The following is a 17,137-nucleotide window of genomic DNA, read 5'->3' on the forward strand; positions in this document are numbered from 1 at the left end:
AAATTTTAACCGAATGTTCAAAAAAATACTGATAGTTCCCCTTTTCTCCCTTTTTCTCATTTCCTGTTGGAAAGATAAAAGTCCCGAAGACCTCATCCGATTAAAAGATAAATTCAAATCACAGGTATCTTCATTCGAAAAGAGAAAAGAAAGTACCAACAAAAACGTTACGAAAGGCCTTGAATCGCTCAATGCCTTAAAAAGTGCTTTGGAAGACACCAAAAATGAAGACAAGGAGTTTGCTAAAGTCTATGGTGATTGGGAAAAGGTAGATACGCGCGTTGGAAATTTAAATAAAGAATATGAAGACTTAAAACAAAAGGCTTCCAACCTCTTTACCGCCATGGAAACCCAAACTAATAGCCTGAGCGATGCCACTAGTAAAAAAACGTTGATGAAAGCTATTGAAAAAGCGCGCACTAAATACAATGGCACATTGAACAAAACCTCAAAAGCCATTGAAAAATTACGTTTGTTGCACGGTGATGCCGTAGAAGTAGTAAAGGCATTAGAAGTGGCCGCAGCCCTAAACTCTTTCGATAATATAAACGATCAAATGAAAAGTATCGAAGGCCGTGTAGACGGCATCATGCAAGAACTCAATGTAGCCGTCGTAGAAAGTAAAAAACTTTACGAAAAGAAAATCACCGAGTTAGAAGAGTAAAATAATTAGATTTGATTAGAGCAAGTAACGCTGACAAGAGTAAGGTTGTTGATATTTTAGTTTCTGCATTTGCCCCACTGCACGAAGACAACTCTATCAATTTGGTAGTAAAACAAGATAAAAATAGGATTAAAAGAATGCGCGTTTTAATGGCATATTTATTTGAAAGAGCTTTACTTTTTGGGGAAGTCTTTCTATCGAATAACAACCAAGCCTGCCTTTTGATTAGCTATCCGCATAAAGAAAAAACGACCTTAAAAACCATTTGGTGGGATATCAAACTGGCCTTTCAATGTATCGGTATCGAGCGCGTTTTCAAAGTAGTCAAAAGACAATTTGTGGCCAAACGCAACTACCCCAAAGAACCCCATATTCGACCAATGATAGCAGGGGTCAAAGAAAACAATAAGGGCAGTGGAACGGCGGCAAGACTGATGCTCGAGGTTATGGCACACCATAAAAATAATCGACTTCCAGTTCTTATAGATGCCGCTTCACCAGACAATGCACGATTGTATCAAAAACTTGGTTTTAGAATTATCAAGAAGGAGGAATCGTTAGGTTTCCCAATTTACTTCTTACGATTAAATTAAAGCGCATCAATAATAATCAAAGTTTGTAATTGGCCTACCACCATTGAAATACACCGATCAAATATGAAAAAACAATTTGCGTTCTGCTTAGTTCTATCTTTATTTCACTTTTCACAAGCCCAAACCGATGTGGACTTGCGTAACCAAAAAGTAGACGGATATCGTGGTATTTGGTTTGAACTCAACCAAAAATATGATTATGGCGACAAATACTCAGGAGGATTGGGCACCTATACCGCCAAACACATACCTTTGGCCATTTACGCCCCATCAGTCAACAAAACTTTTTTCGTTTATGGTGGCACAACCAAAACAGATGAACGTCATCTGCTCTGTATGGTCGGTTCTTTTGACCACACCACGGGAATGGTTTCCAAACCTCTTATTGCCTATGACAAACAAGATGTCGACGATCCGCATGACAATCCTACAATCTCAATAGATAATGATGGTTACATATGGATATTCGTTAGCGGGCGAAACACAAGACGTCTCGGTGTAAAACTAAAAAGCACAGTACCTTTTTCGATTGAACAATTTGAGATTGTTGGTTCGTCAGAATTTACTTATCCTCAAATTTGGCACACCGACAAAGGGTTTTTTCATTTCTTTACCAAATACAGCGGTGTTCGTGAATTATATTTTGAAACCAGTAAGCATGGAGAGACTTGGCAGCCTACCCAAAAACTAGCAGGTATTCCATCAGGAAAAGATAGAAAGAGCGGGCATTATCAAGTCAGCAATCAATATGGGAACGGCAAAACATTCGGAACTTTTTTTAACCGGCATATCAATGGTCACCCAGATACGCGAACCGATCTTTACTATGTTGAGACCTCTGATAACGGAGTTTCATGGGGTACAGTAGACCATAAGACCGTACAAATTCCAATAAATGAAGTAGCTGACCCAACCCGAGTTATCGATTATCATAAGCAAAAAAAGAATGTATATATGAAAGACATGGCATTCGATAAACAGGGTAATCCCATCTGTCTTTACATCACTAGCGGCGGACATGAACCTGGGCCGAAAAATATGCCTTATGAATGGCGTGTGACTTCCTGGAACGGAAAGAAATGGCTGACCTCAATAATTTGTGCCTCAGACCATAATTACGATATGGGAAGTCTTTACGTAGAAGATGGCCTTTGGAAAGTTGTAGGGCCTACCGCAGAAGGTCCGCAGAAATATGGTGTCGGGGGAGAAATAGTGGTCTGGACCTCGAAGAACGCCGGAAAAACATGGAAGAAGAAGCAACAGATCACAACCAACAGCGCTTTGAACAATTCTTATGTACGCAGACCACTCCATAACAAAGCTCCTTTTAACTTTTTCTGGGCCAATGGAAACCCAGAAAAGATAAGTAGCTCGGAACTTTTCTTTGGCGATTTTGAGGGGAACGTTTACCAGCTTCCCTATAATATGAAAAGTGATTTCGAGAAACCGCTTAAAATAAAATAATCCTATCAGAAGAGGAGGGCTGCATCAACAGTCTAGATAGAAACAGGTTGTACCTTTTGCTATTCTTTTTTGGAATTTCTCGGCAGCACTTCTTCCGGAAATGGAAAAAGAATGGTCGAATTCTTCTCCGCAGCAATATTCGAAAGCGTCTGATAAAGCCTTAATTTTATCGCAGAAGGTGACTGATCAATAAGCTTTCCTGCTTCCAATAACTTTCCTGCTGCTTGTTCTTCAGCCAATGCCAAAATAATTCGAGCCCTACGTGATCGTTCCGCCTCAGCCTGATTGGCCATCATTCTACGCATATTCTCCGGCAATTGTATGTCCTTGATTTTAACATCGATAATAACAATGCCCCATTCACCGGTTTCCTGCTCAACAATAGCCTTAATGTTCTTACCCATTTCTTCGCGCTTTGACAAAATGGTGTCCAATTCTACCTTCCCGCATACATCTCTTAACGCGGCTTGGGAAAGTTGCGTGATTGCGAATTTATATTCCTCCACTTCCAATACTGCCTTTTCGGGATTGTCAATTTTAAAGAAAACCACACCGTCTATGCTACAAGGCACATTGTCCTCAGTCATTACTTCTTGAGAAACGATATTAAAAGTTATCACCCGAATATCGACCACTTGTATGGTTTCAATAATGGGAATAATCCATCGAAAACCAGGTTGAAGTGTTTTGATATATTTTCCAAACCTGAATTTTAAGGCACGTTTATATTCAAAAATTATCCGTATTCCGGCAAGCAAAAACAATACGAACAACAGTCCGACAAATAGTAGTGGATTCATACCTTCAAAATAAAAGTTCGATATTCTCTTGAAAAAACGATTTTTGAAAAACTGAACAATGAATGAATTTCATTTTTCTATCGCTTTCTATATAAACTTCGATGTTAAGAAAGAGGGGGAAGAATTCCGAATACATCGAGTATGGGCTCCTACTAAAGTTACAACAAATAAGTGTTCGTCGCAACCTAACCGCACGACATTCTACGTAGTTTTTCTTGTAATGCTATTTCACTATCTTAGGACTCGTTTATTTTTTGATCAATTTGAAAAAGTTCGAACCAGTTCTTAGTAAAAAAGTGCACCATTCTAAACCAACCCTATGCCATTAGTCATTGTTATTGCCGGAATACTTCTTCTATTTCTCCTTATTGCCCGATTTAAATTGAATGCCTTTATCGCTTTTGTAATTGTTTCGCTTTTAGTAGGACTTGCCGAAGGCATGCACTTGGAAGATGTAGTGGATGCTATTCAAAATGGCATTGGTAACACTTTGGGTTATCTAATATTGATCTTAGGTCTCGGCGCCATGTTGGGGAAACTGGTGGCCGACAGCGGTGCCGCACAACGTATTACCACACAATTAGTTACTAAATTCGGAAAGAAGAATATTCAGTGGGCCGTGGTGCTTACTGGTTTTATCGTGGGCATTCCTATGTTTTATACGGTAGGGTTCGTCATATTGGTTCCTTTGGTATTTACGGTAGCCGCCAGTACGGGGCTCCCGTTACTTTATGTAGGCCTACCAATGTTGGCATCACTCTCGGTCACCCATGGTTATTTACCTCCCCACCCCGCTCCAACGGGCATTGCCGTAATGTTCAATGCAGATATTGGCAAAACATTATTGTATGGTATTATCATCGCCATACCCGCGATTATTGTAGCTGGACCCCTATTTGCACGTACCTTAAAAAATATAAAAGCCACGCCCTTAAAAGAATTTATGAACCCGAGAATCTTAACGGATGAAGAAATGCCTAGTACCACAACTAGTATTTTCACAGCTTTGCTTCCCGTAGTTTTAATCGGTCTGGCCTCTATCATAAGCTTACTACTGCCTGAGGAACATATTATTCGAAAGACAACTGATGCTTTGGGAAATCCGGTTATAGCGATGCTAATATCCGTTTTGGTGGCAATCTATACATTAGGCCTTGCCCGTGGAAGAAAAATGAAAGAAGTTATGGAATCCGTGACCAGCTCGGTTGCCGGTATTACTATGGTACTACTCATCATTGCTGGTGCCGGGGGCTTAAAAGAAGTGCTCATCGACAGTGGTGTTAGCGAATATATAGGTGAAATGCTCAAGGGTTCCACCATTTCCCCACTAGTACTTGCCTGGCTTATTGCTACCGTCATAAGAATATGTGTAGGATCGGCAACGGTAGCAGGTTTGACCGCAGCAGGTATTGCGCTTCCCCTCATCGGGGATTCGGGTGTTAGCGCCGAGCTCATGGTCTTGGCCATTGGATCGGGCAGCCTAATGCTATCACATGTCAATGACGGCGGATTTTGGTTGTACAAAGAATATTTTAATTTATCTATAAAAGATACCCTGCGTACATGGACGGTCATGGAAACCACCGTAGGTGTAATGGGTCTTATCGGAGTCTTAATTCTAAATACGTTTATTTAATTCTATTCTTATGAGTATGTTACCTTCAGAAAAAATTAAAGCGCTAGGGCTAAAATTACCTCCCGCACCAGCACCAGCAGGGCTATACAAACCCGTTCTAGTAGTAGATAACTTTCTGTATGTTTCCGGCCAAGGACCCATTCAATCTGACGGAACGTTAATGACAGGAAGAGCAGGCGACAATCTAAACATAGCGGAAGCAAAATTGGTAGCCCGACAAGTGGGGCTTACTATGCTCGCTACCATAACTACACATTTTGGTGATTTAGATCGTATAAAACGCCTAGTAAAGACTTTGGGCATGGTCAATTGTACACCTGATTTTGCAAAACAACCCTTAGTAATCAATGGCTTTAGCGAATTGATGGCCCAAGTCTTTGGAGATGACCAAGGAGTCGGAGTACGAAGTGCCGTAGGTATGATGCTTCCCGACAATATTGTCGTGGAGGTGGAAGCCATGTTCGAACTCCATCAATAAGCGTCTCATGGACAATCAAAACTGGCACAAAATTGAAGAGACACGGGCCGTGATATCCCCCACGCTACTGGTATTCCCTGATCGGATTTTAAAAAATATCCAGACCATGATCACTATAGCAGGCGGCGCACAAAATCTTAGGCCCCATATCAAAACCCATAAAATGGGAGAAGTGGTCAAAATGCAATTGCAGCAGGGTATTGATAAATTCAAATGTGCTACTATTGCCGAAGCCGAGTTATTGGCGCAATGCGGGGCCGTGAATGTTCTTCTGGCCATGCAACCCGTAGGAGCCAACATGGACCGGTTTTTCAAATTGATGGAAAAATACCCCTCAACCTATTTTTCCACTTTAGTCGATAATTTGAAAGTAATGAATACGCTCGGGGAAATAGCTGCCGCCAAAGATCAGAAGGTGCGATTATGGTTAGACATCAATAACGGCATGGACCGCACAGGTATACGACCCGGCCCAGAAGCAGTCAGCTTGTATGAAGCGACAAACGCCCACCCTTATTTGAAGGCAGAGGGCTTGCATGTATATGATGGCCACATACGCACTTCGAATCTCGATGAAAGAACAAAAACATGTGACCAAGCTTTTGAAGCGGTCTCCAAACTAAGACAAGAACTACTAGACAGAGGTATTATAGCACCGAAAATTGTTGCTGGTGGATCCCCTACATTTTCTATACATGCAAAAAGAGAAAATGTAGAGACGAGTCCGGGTACAACCTTGCTTTGGGATGCCGGATACGGAAATCTATTTCCTGACTTGCCATTTCTTCCGGCCGCTGTACTACTTACAAGAGTTATCAGTTTGCCAAAAGAGACCACGCTATGCCTCGACCTCGGCCATAAATCAATTGCCCCAGAAATGGCTTTTCCTAGGGTAGAACTTCTCGATATGGAAGATTCTAAGCAAATTGGGCAAAGTGAAGAACATTTAGTGGTCGAACATAACCAGCCAGGCTACCACAATGTAGGTGATGTACATTATGCCATACCGATGCATATTTGCCCTACGGTTGCCAAATATGAAAACGTTCTTGTAGTATCTTCAGGTAAGTTGGTAGACACATGGCAAGTAGAAGCCCGCAATCAAAAAATAACGATTTAAACATGTTTATACTTGATGCCCACTTAGATCTAGCCATGAATGCTTTGGAATGGAACAGAGACCTTACCTGGTCGGTATCCGATATCCGAGAAAGCGAAAAAGGAATGATCGATAAACCTGATAGGGGCAATAATACGGTTTCCCTCAATGCCATGCGCCAAGGGAATATCGGTCTCTGCGTGGCCACCCAGATTGCCCGTTATGTAAAAAAGGAGAATTCCCTTCCCGGTTGGCATTCGCCACATCAGGCATGGGCCCAGACCCAAGGCCAGTTGGCTTGGTACCATGCTATGGAGGAAATTGGCGAAATGGTACAAATCACCAATACCGAAGAACTCAACCAACATTTAGAACTTTGGGAGACTTCGGGCGCCAAAAAACCTATAGGCTACATTTTGAGTTTAGAGGGTGCCGATTCGATAATATCCATTGATTATTTACAAAAATCATATGAGCAGGGGCTACGTGCCATCGGTCCTGCGCATTATGGGCCCGGAACCTATGCACATGGCACTGATGCTGTCGGAGGTATCGGGCACAAAGGCAAAGAGCTGCTAAAAGAAATAGAGCGTCTAGGTTTAATTCTTGATGCAACCCACTTATGTGACCAAAGTTTTTGGGAAACCATGAAAGTTTATGAGGGACCCGTTTGGGCAAGTCATAACAATTGTCGCGCATTAGTTGACCACAACCGCCAATTCTCAGATGAACAGCTCAACGAACTAATTTCCAGAAATGCCGTTATCGGGATGGCCCTTGATGCATGGATGATGGTGCCCAAATGGATTCGTGGTGAGTCTACCCCACAAGGCATGAACGTCTCATTGCAACAAATGGTTGACAATATTGATCATATTTGTCAACTATCGGGTAATACCAACCATGTTGGCATCGGAACCGATTTGGACGGTGGATTCGGAAAAGAACAAGGTCCGGCCGATGTTGACACTATTGCCGATTTACAGAAGGTACCATTGTTGTTAAAGAAAAAAGGATACACACAGAATGATATATTAGATATCATGCACATGAATTTTATTCGATTTTTAAGGCGAACATGGGGTTAGATATACGTTAGAGACCAAAAAAACGTTAGCTACTAAAGGGTAGTAAAAAAGGGATTACCTAACGGAGGGGATATTGGTTGGCTCCCATATAGATTTTAACAGCCCCTTAAGTACCTGTGGCAGGGTATTTGTTATCTTTGGAACTATCATAATCGCATTAAAATGTCCGGAAGGTATTTTTCTACATTCGTTTCCTTGTTATTGGTTTCGGCCTTGGCACATGCCCAAACGGATATACCTACCTCAAAATCATTAAAAATCGAGGCGGCCAACAAAATTGACAACCAAGGAACTGCCAATCAGGGCACGGCATTGAAAATACCATCAGTAGTAAATGACAAGCCCGAAGTCAATTTAGATCTATCAGGCAAAAAACCGGTACAAATGCTTCCTGAACGGGAGTTGGTGCAAGCCGGACACGATATGAAAATAGACCCCAAAGTCGGTCCTAGACAACCAAAAGAGGGTTCAAAACAATTCTTCTCCGACATGTACCTAGGTGATGTAAAGAGCAATGGCAAATTTGTTGGTATTGTTTGTCGTGACCATGAATTCGTTGATGGCGACCGAGTGAGAATTTATGCCAACGGAAAAGTAGTCGACCACAACATTTTACTGACCGGCACCTTTAAAGGGATAAATCTTGATTTGGAGAAAGGTTTCAACCGACTCGAATTTGAGGCACTCAATGAGGGGTCTTCAAGTCCTAACACAGCTCAGGTCGATGTATATGACGATCAGGGGCAGTTGATTTATTCTAACAAATGGTTACTTTCCAGGGGCTCAAAGGCAACATTGATAATTACCAAAGATTAACCTCATTAAATTCAACCTAAGTAAACTTATTTTTCAAGAAACGCCAAAGCCAGTTTGATGTCGTCATAATCGACCATTCCCTTTAAAGCGGCATGTAAAGGTTTTAGACTTGAAGTATCGCCTTTTAGTTTTTTTCTGGCGTTTGTTACTTTTTTTAGTAGTTTGTCGTCGGGTCGATAATATTCAAGGTCTTCTTTCGGAAATTCTTTGCGAAGCTTGATCAAATGGCCGGCAATCGTTCCGGAAGAAAGTCCCCGTTGTATGGCAATCTCTTCCAAAGGTAGTTTTTGCTTCAGATACCCCAAGGTTATTTGATAGGTCGACTGTTTTTTTGCTTTCTTTTCCTTTAGTTTATTTGATTGTTTTTTGATTTCATCGCTATTGGTAAGTCCGCCACATGCTTTAACGAAAGCCATGGCTTCGACTTCAAGAATATTGAATTCATTTTGCGTATCGACCACATCGGACAATTCTTGAAAACGGAGGTCCGCCTTATGCGCTAAACCATCAACCTGAAGAGCCATCTCGTTGAAACCGGTCAACTGTAAGTTTTTAATATTCTTCAGCCGCGATAGTGCCACATAGCCTTGACCACGTTCAAAAGTTTTTGAAAGATCTATCGAAGCGGCATCCAGGGTCATTCCTTGGCATTTATGCACGGTTATTGCCCAAGCCAAACGCAGGGGAATCTGACTCAAGCTCGCCAATACTTTACCGTGATCATCATGTACCCCCCAAATCTCCTGTTTTACAGTAATCGTTTTACCTTGAACCGTTTTTACCATAGGAAAACCTTCTGTGGTGAAGTTTACAATTTTCCCTAAAGTACCGTTTACATAATCTTGCTCGGGATTGTTTTTGACGAACATGACCTTCGCATCGATTTTGAGCTCAAGTTCTTCGTGAGCCAAAACGGATTTTTTAAGCGTCTCAACCAGTTTTTGATTTCCTTTTGTACCAGCTTTGAATTTTCTCGACCTCCCCTCCAGCTTTTCAAGTTCGATAAGATTGATATGATCGACATCGGCATTGTGCGTAAATAATTTCGTCGGTCTTTCGTCGGCCTTTAAACTATTCGATTCGGCCTCTTTTAACCCTTGAATACTTTTATGGGATATTTGGGCCGTACGAATCTCGTTTAAAATTCCATTTAAAATATTATCCCCTTCTTGACGGTATTGTTCGGTCAAATAGCAGACATTCAATTGCGCTTTGATCCAGGCTTCCGACATAAACGCAAATTTATCCCTGCTTCTTTCTCCCTGTCGACCAATTGGGGGTAATTGAAAAAAATCGCCGCAAAGTACGATTTGAATTCCTCCGAAGGCCCTATCGTCTTCTTTAAAAAATCGGAGCACTTCATCCACCATGTCCAACTGATTCTTATGTAGCATCGATATTTCATCGATAATCAAAATCTTGGCTTCTTCAAGGTGCTTCTTGAGGTATTTCTTTGCCCGCATAGCGCCCAAATTGGCACGGGTCAAACGGTCCTTAATTCCAAAACCTGCCCAAGAATGTATGGTCATCCCGTTCATATGTGTCGCGGCAATGCCCGTAGAGGCGGTAATGGCCACTGGAACTTTTCGGGACTTCAAATACGTAATGTATTGATTGAGCACATAGGTCTTTCCCGTACCGGCCGATCCCGTAAGAAATACATTTTTACCCGATTTTAAAAGTGCCAAAGCCTTTTCTTGCTGCATCTGTGTAGTATAAGGAAAATACTTTTCCGAACCAACTAAATTAATTGTCTTGGTCTCAAAATGCTAATTTTACATTAAAATTTGGCCCGCATATTTCCGTTAAGTCCATTGCTTATAATTTTGGGGTACCTTGCAGCCTTTAATTCTGAATATTTATCAATAGAATGGCTGAAAAAAAAGTTAGTATACTCACCGCCTTTAAAACCATTATTTGGCCTAGGCGCAATCTGGTTTTCATCGGTTTACTTCTAATCGTAATCAGCAAAGCGGCAAGTTTTGTTGCACCCCTATCACTTAAATATCTCATGGATGATATTATTCCAAACAAGGATATTGATTTTCTGAAATTACTAGTCGGGGCCGTAGCGTTGGCCATTTTCGTACAGGCGGTAACATCATTTTTATTGACTAAAATATTGAGCGTTCAGGCCCAGTTCTTAATTTCAGAATTAAGGGCCCAAGTACAGAAGAAAGTATTATCGCTCCCCATACGATTTTTTGATAATGCCAAATCGGGAGCATTGGTATCGCGTATTATGACCGATGTCGAAGGCGTTAGAAACCTGATCGGCACCGGCTTGGTACAATTGGTAGGTGGCACCATAACTGCGGTGGTATCGCTTGTTCTGCTTTTACGAATCAGTTGGACAATGACACTTTTCACCCTTGTTCCAATGGCAATTTTTGCGCTAATAGCATTAAAGGCATTTAAGATTATACGCCCTATATTCAGAAACAGAGGGAAAATAAATGCCGAGGTCACCGGGCGCCTTACCGAAACCTTAGGCGGTGTACGTGTTATAAAGGGTTTTAATGCGGAAGCCCAGGAGAATGAAATTTTTGAAAAAGGAGTAGAAAGACTCTTTCAAAACGTAAAAAAGAGTTTGACCGCCACAGCCTTTATGACCAGTTCTTCTACCTTTCTTCTTGGAATTGCCACAACCGGTATTATGGGAATCGGTGGTTACAAAATCATGATGGATGAATTAACCATCGGTGAGTTTTTAACATTCACATTTCTTCTTGGATTGATGATTGCCCCGATTGTGCAAATGAGCAATATCGGAAGCCAGCTGACCGAGGCTTTGGCCGGGTTAGACCGCACCGAGGAATTAATGAATATGGTGCCCGAATCGGATGAAGAAAACCGAACTGAGACTCTCGGCAATCTTAAAGGGAATATTGTATTTGATGATGTCTCATTTGCCTATGAGGAGGATAAAGAGGTGCTTCACAATATAAACTTCAGTATCGACTCGGGCAATGTTGTTGCCCTGGTAGGAAGCTCTGGTTCGGGCAAATCGACCATTGCCGGTTTGGCCGCAACCTTTCTGAATCCACAATCAGGGAAGATAACCATCGACGGTAAAGACTTATCGAAAGTAAATCTGAACAGTTATCGCAAAAATTTGGGTGTTGTTTTACAGGATGAATTCTTATTTGAAGGAACTATTCGCGAAAATATCATGTTTCCTCGACCCAATGCCACCGAAACGGAGGTTCAAAAAGCCGTCAAAGCAGCTTATGTCGATGAATTTACGGATCGGTTTGAAAAAGGTTTGGAGACTCTTATTGGGGAACGTGGCGTAAAATTATCTGGTGGACAACGGCAACGCATCGCCATAGCTAGGGCGGTATTGGCAAATCCGAAAATTTTGATTTTGGATGAAGCCACTTCCAATCTTGATACTGAAAGTGAGGCTTTGATTCAAAAAAGTTTGGCCGAACTCACAAAGGGCCGTACGACCTTTGTAATCGCGCATCGCCTCAGCACCATTCGCAAAGCGAATCAAATTTTAGTTATTGAAAATGGGAGAATTGCCGAACAGGGCACCCATGACGAGCTCATTTCTAAAGAAGGCCGTTACTACAATTTATTCACCTACCAGGCACGAATTTAATTTGGATTACGCCTCTTGGTGCGGAGTTTTGCTACAAGTTAATGCAATGGATGGCTTCCCTTCGATCGCTATGACCATGTTTAGCTTTCAGGTGCCAACTCCACTTCGAGGCCGTCTAAATCTTCGGTCATATGAATTTGACAACCCAACCGGCTGTTGTCTTCCACATTGAAAGCTTCGGCCAACATAGCGTCTTCATCATCTGACATTTCAGGAAGTTCATGATCAGATTTTACATAGCATTGGCAGGAAGCACACATGGCCATGCCACCACATACCCCAATGGTTCCTTCTGGGGCCAATTCATACGAACGAACTACCTCCATAAGGTTCATATTCATATCTGTCGGTGCATCTACTTCATGGGTTACTCCTTCGCGGTCGGTAATTTTTATTTTGATATCGGTCATTTACTAGCTATTTGTCGGACTTGGAATTTAAGTTCCCGTCACAATTCCTTTGACTGAATTAAGGATTATACTTAAAAAATAATTAAAAATTTCAGAAGTTAATCAATCGCTTTAACGACTGCCTTCGGCGCTTCCTTTTTACTACCGTCAAAACCAGTAACACCACCAACGGTAGTGTATTTCATCACGTATTTTTTATCTGGATGAATACGCTGATACGCGCTTTGGCACATCAGGGTAGCCTCATGAAAACCGCACAAAATTAGTTTTAGCTTTCCGGCATAAGTATTCACATCGCCTATGGCGTAGATGCCAGGAACATTGGTCTGGTAATCGAAGGTGTTGACCTTTATGGCATTTCGTTCTATGTCTAGTCCCCAATCTGCAATGGGGCCAAGTTTTGGTGATAATCCGAACAAAGGAATAAAGCTATCTGCCTTGAGTAGTATATCTTCTTCGCTGTTGGTCGTTTTGCTTATTGTTATACCATCTAATTTTTCCACCCCATGAAGGGCAGTTACTTCAGCTGGGGTAATCAAATTTATTTTTCCTTGATTTTTTAGCTGTTGTACTTTTTCAACAGAATCCAATGCTCCTCGAAACTCGCTTCGACGATGCACCAAAGTCACTTCTGAGGCAACATCGGTCAAAAAGATACTCCAGTCCAAAGCAGAATCACCACCTCCAGCAATGACTACTTTTTTATTTCGATATACTTCGGGGTCCTTTATGATATATGCAAGACCATTGTCTTCATATTTCTTTAAATTGTTTAGCGGTGGTTTTCTCGGCTCAAAACTTCCGAGTCCGCCAGCAATGGCAACCACTGGTGCATGATGCTGGGTGCCTTTGTTTGTGGTTACAACAAACGTACCATCTTCTAGTGTATCAATAGTCTGTGCTCTTTCGCCCAACGTAAAAGAAGGCTCAAAAGGTTTTATCTGTTCCATCAGATTATCAATAAGGTCGCCAGCAAGTACTTCGGGGAAACCTGGAATATCGTAGATGGGTTTTTTAGGATAAATCTCGGAGCATTGACCGCCCGCCTGTGGAAGCGCATCGATCAAGTGGCATTTTAGCTGTAATAGACCAGCTTCAAAAACAGCAAAAAGACCCGTAGGTCCAGCTCCAATTATCAGTATGTCTGTTTCAATCATGTAGAATTAAAATATTTGGTGCCACAATAGTATGAACTTACCATCTTCCTTAGGTAAGACAGTCATATTAATTTACCCAACGTTAACTACTTCCTCAATTTGTGGGGCGTACTTTTTAATCGTCATCTCTACCCCACTTTTTAATGTCATTTGATTTACGGTACAACCTACACATGCGCCCTGCAACCTTACCTTGACCGAGTTTTCGTTGTCGATGGAAACTAATGAGATATCACCTCCATCGCTTTGCAAAAAAGGACGAATCTCTTCCAACGCTCTTTCAACGTTTGTTTTAAGTTCTTCCGGTGTCATAACTATTTCCTTTTCACGGCGGAACATCCTGCCATGGTTGTTATCTTAATCGCCTCCGTTGGCGGCAAACTCTTATTTCTGTCCACCAATTCTTGAACTACGTTTTTGGTAAGTTCTTCAAAGGCCTTTTCAATTGGGCTCGCCGTCTGTAATGCTGCGGGCCTTCCGACATCACCTGCTTCGCGAATACTTTGCACTAGGGGAATCTCTCCCAAAAAGGGCACATTCAAATCTTCCGCCAAATATTTGGCCCCTTCCTTTCCAAAGATATAATATTTGTTATTAGGAAGTTCTTCGGGTGTAAAATACGCCATATTCTCAACAATCCCTAAAACTGGGACATTTATAGAGTCTTGTTGAAACATGGCAACACCTTTTTTAGCATCTGCCAACGCCACCTCTTGCGGGGTACTTACCACAACGGCACCAGTAACAGGCATTGCTTGCATGATGCTCAAGTGAATATCACCCGTACCCGGAGGCAAATCCAACAACATAAAATCCAACTCCCCCCAATGGGCATCAAAAATCATTTGATTTAGCGCCTTAGAAGCCATGGGGCCCCGCCAAATAACAGCTTGGCTAGGTTGCGTAAAAAATCCGATGGACAATAATTTGACCCCATAATTTTCTACTGGCTTCATTTTAGACTTGCCATCGATAGTGATTGCCAAAGGTTTTTCGTTGGCAACATCGAACATTATGGGCATTGATGGCCCATAAATATCGGCATCTAATAATCCCACTTTAAACCCCATTTTAGCCAAAGTAACCGCCAAATTTGCCGTTACAGTAGATTTGCCCACACCTCCCTTACCTGAGGCTACAGCAATAATATTCTGTATGCCGGGTATGGGCTTGCCCTTAATTTCGTTAACTTTGGGTTTGGCAGCGGCCGCCTCAACCTTGATATTCACTTTTATTTTAGCCTTTTCATATACCTTTTCGTGAATAATCTTTAAAATCTCTACTTCGGTTTTCTTTCGCGCTTGTAAACTTGGGTTACCAATCGTAATATCGACTTCGACCTCATCACCAAAAATCTGGATATTTTTTACCGCACCACTATCGACCATATTCTTCCCTTCCCCGGGTACGGTGATATTTTCCAAGGCCTTTAAAACTTCTTTTTTATCAATCTTCATTAAACTCCTACTTTGTCATTTTATATAAAATGATTCTAAACAACAAAGATAAGGCTTAGGGCGGAGATTAGAAAGTGAAGGTATTGAAATATAACATGGTAGGGCAAGAAAGTGTAATAACGAAAATAAGCCCCTAAATTTAAACATTCAAATAATAATTTATCTGCTTTCAATCAAAAGTAAAGCAGTACTAATGAACGTTACAACTCCTTCCCGGGATCCCAAAAGTGCTTTTCAAAATCAACAATCTGATTATCGACAACCTCGATCCCTTCACTTTTTAAAAGCTGTTGCATCAGATTTGTGCCGTCAAAATGGTGTTTTCCGGTCAATAACCCTACTTTATTGACAACACGATGTGCGGGCACATTGGCTATGGCTCCCGCCCCGTTCATGGCCCAACCTACCATTCTCGCGCTTCGTGCGGCTCCCAAATATTTAGCAATAGCCCCATAGGAGGTTACCCTTCCATAGGGAATTTGTTCGGCGACCTCATATACTTTTTGAAAGAAGTTCTGGTTCTCTGGTTTCATTATTGATTGCTAATTCTATAAATGGTGATAACTAATAGTACGACCATCAACGCACTTAGAATATAGTTCGAGTTCTTTGAAAAGCGATTGGTCTTGTTCTCCAATTTATTAAAATAGACAGTGTACATATACAGCACCGAAAAGGTACCAAACCCGGCTGCCAACACAAAAGTAAGTATATCGGTAATTTGAAATTTAATCCAACCCGAGGCGTTCCACATGGCATTGAGCCCACTGTAATATGGAATGGTCAATAAATTTACCCCTGCCAGTAAAAATCCTTTAAAAAAGCTATTTCTTTTACTTACGTTCACTTTTTTTGCAACTTTTACCGCATTAAGTCTAGCAGCTCTAAAAAAGTAAATGGCCAACAAAGCGAAAATAACCACGGCAATCTTCAACAATACTTCTACAACATCTGGGTTTTTGTATAAAAATTTAGAGATTATCACGCCAACATAAGCCTGAATCAATACCATACTCGAAACACCAAGACTAAAAATGATACCGTTCAACTTACCTTTTTCGACGCTCGTTTTGGCAGCATTCATGTTTAACAACCCTGGGGGCACAGTGGCCATAAATGCCGCAGAGAATGTGGCAAAAAAAAGTATGAGCAGATGTTGCATTCTTTAAATCCTAAATTGAATATAGGTAATTGGTTTTCCTTTTTCAAGGTATTGACTTTCGTAAAAGGTCTGGATCTCTAACACAGCATCGGGACTCCCAGCATTTTTGTATACATCGTGATTTGCATATAATATTTCAAGCCCTAAGCCTTGTATGAGGCCCAAGGTATAACCATGCATAAACTCACTATCGGTTTTAAGGTGAACTACCCCTTTCGACTTCAATATCTGTTTATACTTTTCCAGAAAGAAACGGTTGGTCATACGATGTTTGGTTCGCTTGTACTTGATTTGGGGGTCTGGAAAAGTTATCCAGATTTCAGCTATTTCTCCCGGTGCGAACAAATCATCGATCAATTCTATTTGGGTTCGAAGAAAGGCAACATTCGGCAGATTCTCTTCCAAAGCCGTCTTGGCCCCACGCCATAATCGAGCTCCTTTGATATCGATTCCGATAAAGTTCTTGTCTTTGCTCCTTTGAGCAAGACCCACCGTATATTCACCTTTACCGCAACCAAGTTCAAGTACTATTGGATTATCATTGCCAAAATGACTTTTCCAATCGCCTTTTAAGGGGTATCCATTCAGTATTTCATCCCTCTGGGGTTGAATAACGTTGCGAAATGTTTCGTTTTCCCTAAATCGTTTTAACTTATTCTTGCTTCCCAAAAAACTAAATTTAATGATTTGGCAAAGCTAAGGAAAT

The 17,137-nt window shown here is 41.4% G+C and carries 18 protein-coding genes; 9 read left to right on the plus strand and 9 right to left on the minus strand.

Features of this window, described 5'->3' with window-relative positions; translation table 11 throughout:
- Positions 1-13: 13 nt before the first annotated feature.
- From AACZ88_RS05095 to AACZ88_RS05105, 3 genes are all read left to right on the plus strand, one after another.
- Positions 14-664: a hypothetical protein gene (locus tag AACZ88_RS05095; protein ID WP_339707135.1), complete on the plus strand. Its 651-nt coding sequence runs from the start codon at positions 14-16 to the stop codon at positions 662-664.
- A gap of 11 nt (positions 665-675) precedes the next feature.
- Positions 676-1,257 carry a GNAT family N-acetyltransferase gene (locus AACZ88_RS05100; protein WP_339707137.1) on the plus strand — a complete coding sequence of 194 codons (582 nt, stop codon included), beginning with the start codon at positions 676-678 and terminating at the stop codon, positions 1,255-1,257.
- A 63-nt stretch (positions 1,258-1,320) separates the two neighbouring features.
- Positions 1,321-2,721 (plus strand): BNR-4 repeat-containing protein, encoded by a 1,401-nt coding sequence (locus AACZ88_RS05105; RefSeq protein WP_339707140.1) that lies wholly within the window; start codon positions 1,321-1,323, stop codon positions 2,719-2,721.
- Positions 2,722-2,780: 59 nt separating this feature from the next.
- Here the strand turns inward: AACZ88_RS05105 and AACZ88_RS05110 are convergent, their stop codons facing one another.
- Positions 2,781-3,521 (minus strand): slipin family protein, encoded by a 741-nt coding sequence (locus tag AACZ88_RS05110; protein WP_339707143.1) that lies wholly within the window; start codon positions 3,519-3,521, stop codon positions 2,781-2,783.
- 319 nt (positions 3,522-3,840) lie between these two features.
- Between AACZ88_RS05110 and AACZ88_RS05115 the strand changes: the two genes are divergently transcribed.
- The 5 genes from AACZ88_RS05115 to AACZ88_RS05135 all read left to right on the plus strand — a co-directional run bounded on the left by AACZ88_RS05115 (position 3,841) and on the right by AACZ88_RS05135 (position 8,638).
- The gene (locus tag AACZ88_RS05115) at positions 3,841-5,157 is read left to right on the plus strand and encodes a gluconate:H+ symporter (RefSeq protein ID WP_339707146.1); all 1,317 of its coding nucleotides are present in this window, start codon (positions 3,841-3,843) and stop codon (positions 5,155-5,157) included.
- A gap of 10 nt (positions 5,158-5,167) precedes the next feature.
- Entirely contained in the window at positions 5,168-5,635 is a 468-nt protein-coding gene (locus AACZ88_RS05120) for a RidA family protein (RefSeq protein ID WP_339707149.1), read from the plus strand.
- A 7-nt stretch (positions 5,636-5,642) separates the two neighbouring features.
- Complete coding sequence (locus tag AACZ88_RS05125) at positions 5,643-6,755, plus strand: D-TA family PLP-dependent enzyme (protein WP_339707152.1); 1,113 nt, start codon at positions 5,643-5,645, stop codon at positions 6,753-6,755.
- Positions 6,756-6,757: 2 nt separating this feature from the next.
- Positions 6,758-7,822, plus strand: a complete 1,065-nt coding sequence (locus AACZ88_RS05130) for a membrane dipeptidase (protein ID WP_339708208.1) — start codon at positions 6,758-6,760, stop codon at positions 7,820-7,822.
- Positions 7,823-7,984: 162 nt separating this feature from the next.
- Positions 7,985-8,638 (plus strand): hypothetical protein, encoded by a 654-nt coding sequence (locus AACZ88_RS05135; protein WP_339707155.1) that lies wholly within the window; start codon positions 7,985-7,987, stop codon positions 8,636-8,638.
- Positions 8,639-8,664: 26 nt separating this feature from the next.
- On the opposite strand, the gene AACZ88_RS05140 is transcribed toward AACZ88_RS05135, so the two are convergent.
- Positions 8,665-10,344, minus strand: a complete 1,680-nt coding sequence (locus AACZ88_RS05140) for an AAA family ATPase (RefSeq protein WP_339707158.1) — start codon at positions 10,342-10,344, stop codon at positions 8,665-8,667.
- A gap of 164 nt (positions 10,345-10,508) precedes the next feature.
- On the opposite strand from AACZ88_RS05140, the gene AACZ88_RS05145 reads away from it, so the two are divergent.
- On the plus strand, positions 10,509-12,245 hold the full coding sequence (locus tag AACZ88_RS05145) for an ABC transporter ATP-binding protein (RefSeq protein WP_339707161.1): 1,737 nt from the start codon (positions 10,509-10,511) through the stop codon (positions 12,243-12,245).
- An 80-nt stretch (positions 12,246-12,325) separates the two neighbouring features.
- Here the strand turns inward: AACZ88_RS05145 and AACZ88_RS05150 are convergent, their stop codons facing one another.
- From AACZ88_RS05150 to trmB, 7 genes are all read right to left on the minus strand, one after another.
- On the minus strand, positions 12,326-12,655 hold the full coding sequence (locus tag AACZ88_RS05150; RefSeq protein WP_339707164.1) for a ferredoxin: 330 nt from the start codon (positions 12,653-12,655) through the stop codon (positions 12,326-12,328).
- A 98-nt stretch (positions 12,656-12,753) separates the two neighbouring features.
- Complete coding sequence (locus AACZ88_RS05155; RefSeq protein WP_339707167.1) at positions 12,754-13,812, minus strand: NAD(P)/FAD-dependent oxidoreductase; 1,059 nt, start codon at positions 13,810-13,812, stop codon at positions 12,754-12,756.
- A gap of 72 nt (positions 13,813-13,884) precedes the next feature.
- Positions 13,885-14,124, minus strand: coding sequence for a NifU family protein (locus AACZ88_RS05160; RefSeq protein WP_339707170.1), 240 nt, complete (start codon positions 14,122-14,124; stop codon positions 13,885-13,887).
- Positions 14,125-14,126: 2 nt separating this feature from the next.
- Positions 14,127-15,269, minus strand: coding sequence for an Mrp/NBP35 family ATP-binding protein (locus AACZ88_RS05165; RefSeq protein WP_339707173.1), 1,143 nt, complete (start codon positions 15,267-15,269; stop codon positions 14,127-14,129).
- Between the two features lie 200 nt (positions 15,270-15,469).
- Positions 15,470-15,802, minus strand: a complete 333-nt coding sequence (locus AACZ88_RS05170; protein ID WP_339707176.1) for an MGMT family protein — start codon at positions 15,800-15,802, stop codon at positions 15,470-15,472.
- Positions 15,802-16,431 (minus strand): LysE family transporter, encoded by a 630-nt coding sequence (locus AACZ88_RS05175; RefSeq protein WP_339707179.1) that lies wholly within the window; start codon positions 16,429-16,431, stop codon positions 15,802-15,804. The genes AACZ88_RS05170 and AACZ88_RS05175 overlap by 1 nt, the downstream gene beginning before the upstream one ends.
- Positions 16,432-16,434: 3 nt before the next feature.
- Entirely contained in the window at positions 16,435-17,100 is a 666-nt protein-coding gene (gene trmB, locus AACZ88_RS05180) for a tRNA (guanosine(46)-N7)-methyltransferase TrmB (RefSeq protein WP_339707182.1), read from the minus strand.
- Positions 17,101-17,137 lie beyond the last annotated feature (37 nt).

The organism is uncultured Kriegella sp. (assembly GCF_963975415.1).
GTDB lineage: Bacteria > Bacteroidota > Bacteroidia > Flavobacteriales > Flavobacteriaceae > Kriegella.

Coding starts and splice junctions, on each gene's coding strand:
- AACZ88_RS05095 (WP_339707135.1), top strand. CDS start 14: ATGTTCAAAAAAATACTGATAGTTCCCCTTTTCTCCCTTTTTCTCATT.
- AACZ88_RS05105 (WP_339707140.1), top strand. CDS start 1,321: ATGAAAAAACAATTTGCGTTCTGCTTAGTTCTATCTTTATTTCACTTT.
- AACZ88_RS05110 (WP_339707143.1), bottom strand. CDS start 3,521: ATGAATCCACTACTATTTGTCGGACTGTTGTTCGTATTGTTTTTGCTT.
- AACZ88_RS05115 (WP_339707146.1), top strand. CDS start 3,841: ATGCCATTAGTCATTGTTATTGCCGGAATACTTCTTCTATTTCTCCTT.
- AACZ88_RS05120 (WP_339707149.1), top strand. CDS start 5,168: ATGAGTATGTTACCTTCAGAAAAAATTAAAGCGCTAGGGCTAAAATTA.
- AACZ88_RS05125 (WP_339707152.1), top strand. CDS start 5,643: ATGGACAATCAAAACTGGCACAAAATTGAAGAGACACGGGCCGTGATA.
- AACZ88_RS05130 (WP_339708208.1), top strand. CDS start 6,758: ATGTTTATACTTGATGCCCACTTAGATCTAGCCATGAATGCTTTGGAA.
- AACZ88_RS05135 (WP_339707155.1), top strand. CDS start 7,985: ATGTCCGGAAGGTATTTTTCTACATTCGTTTCCTTGTTATTGGTTTCG.
- AACZ88_RS05140 (WP_339707158.1), bottom strand. CDS start 10,344: ATGCAGCAAGAAAAGGCTTTGGCACTTTTAAAATCGGGTAAAAATGTA.
- AACZ88_RS05145 (WP_339707161.1), top strand. CDS start 10,509: ATGGCTGAAAAAAAAGTTAGTATACTCACCGCCTTTAAAACCATTATT.
- AACZ88_RS05150 (WP_339707164.1), bottom strand. CDS start 12,655: ATGACCGATATCAAAATAAAAATTACCGACCGCGAAGGAGTAACCCAT.
- AACZ88_RS05155 (WP_339707167.1), bottom strand. CDS start 13,812: ATGATTGAAACAGACATACTGATAATTGGAGCTGGACCTACGGGTCTT.
- AACZ88_RS05160 (WP_339707170.1), bottom strand. CDS start 14,124: ATGACACCGGAAGAACTTAAAACAAACGTTGAAAGAGCGTTGGAAGAG.
- AACZ88_RS05165 (WP_339707173.1), bottom strand. CDS start 15,269: ATGAAGATTGATAAAAAAGAAGTTTTAAAGGCCTTGGAAAATATCACC.
- AACZ88_RS05170 (WP_339707176.1), bottom strand. CDS start 15,802: ATGAAACCAGAGAACCAGAACTTCTTTCAAAAAGTATATGAGGTCGCC.
- AACZ88_RS05175 (WP_339707179.1), bottom strand. CDS start 16,431: ATGCAACATCTGCTCATACTTTTTTTTGCCACATTCTCTGCGGCATTT.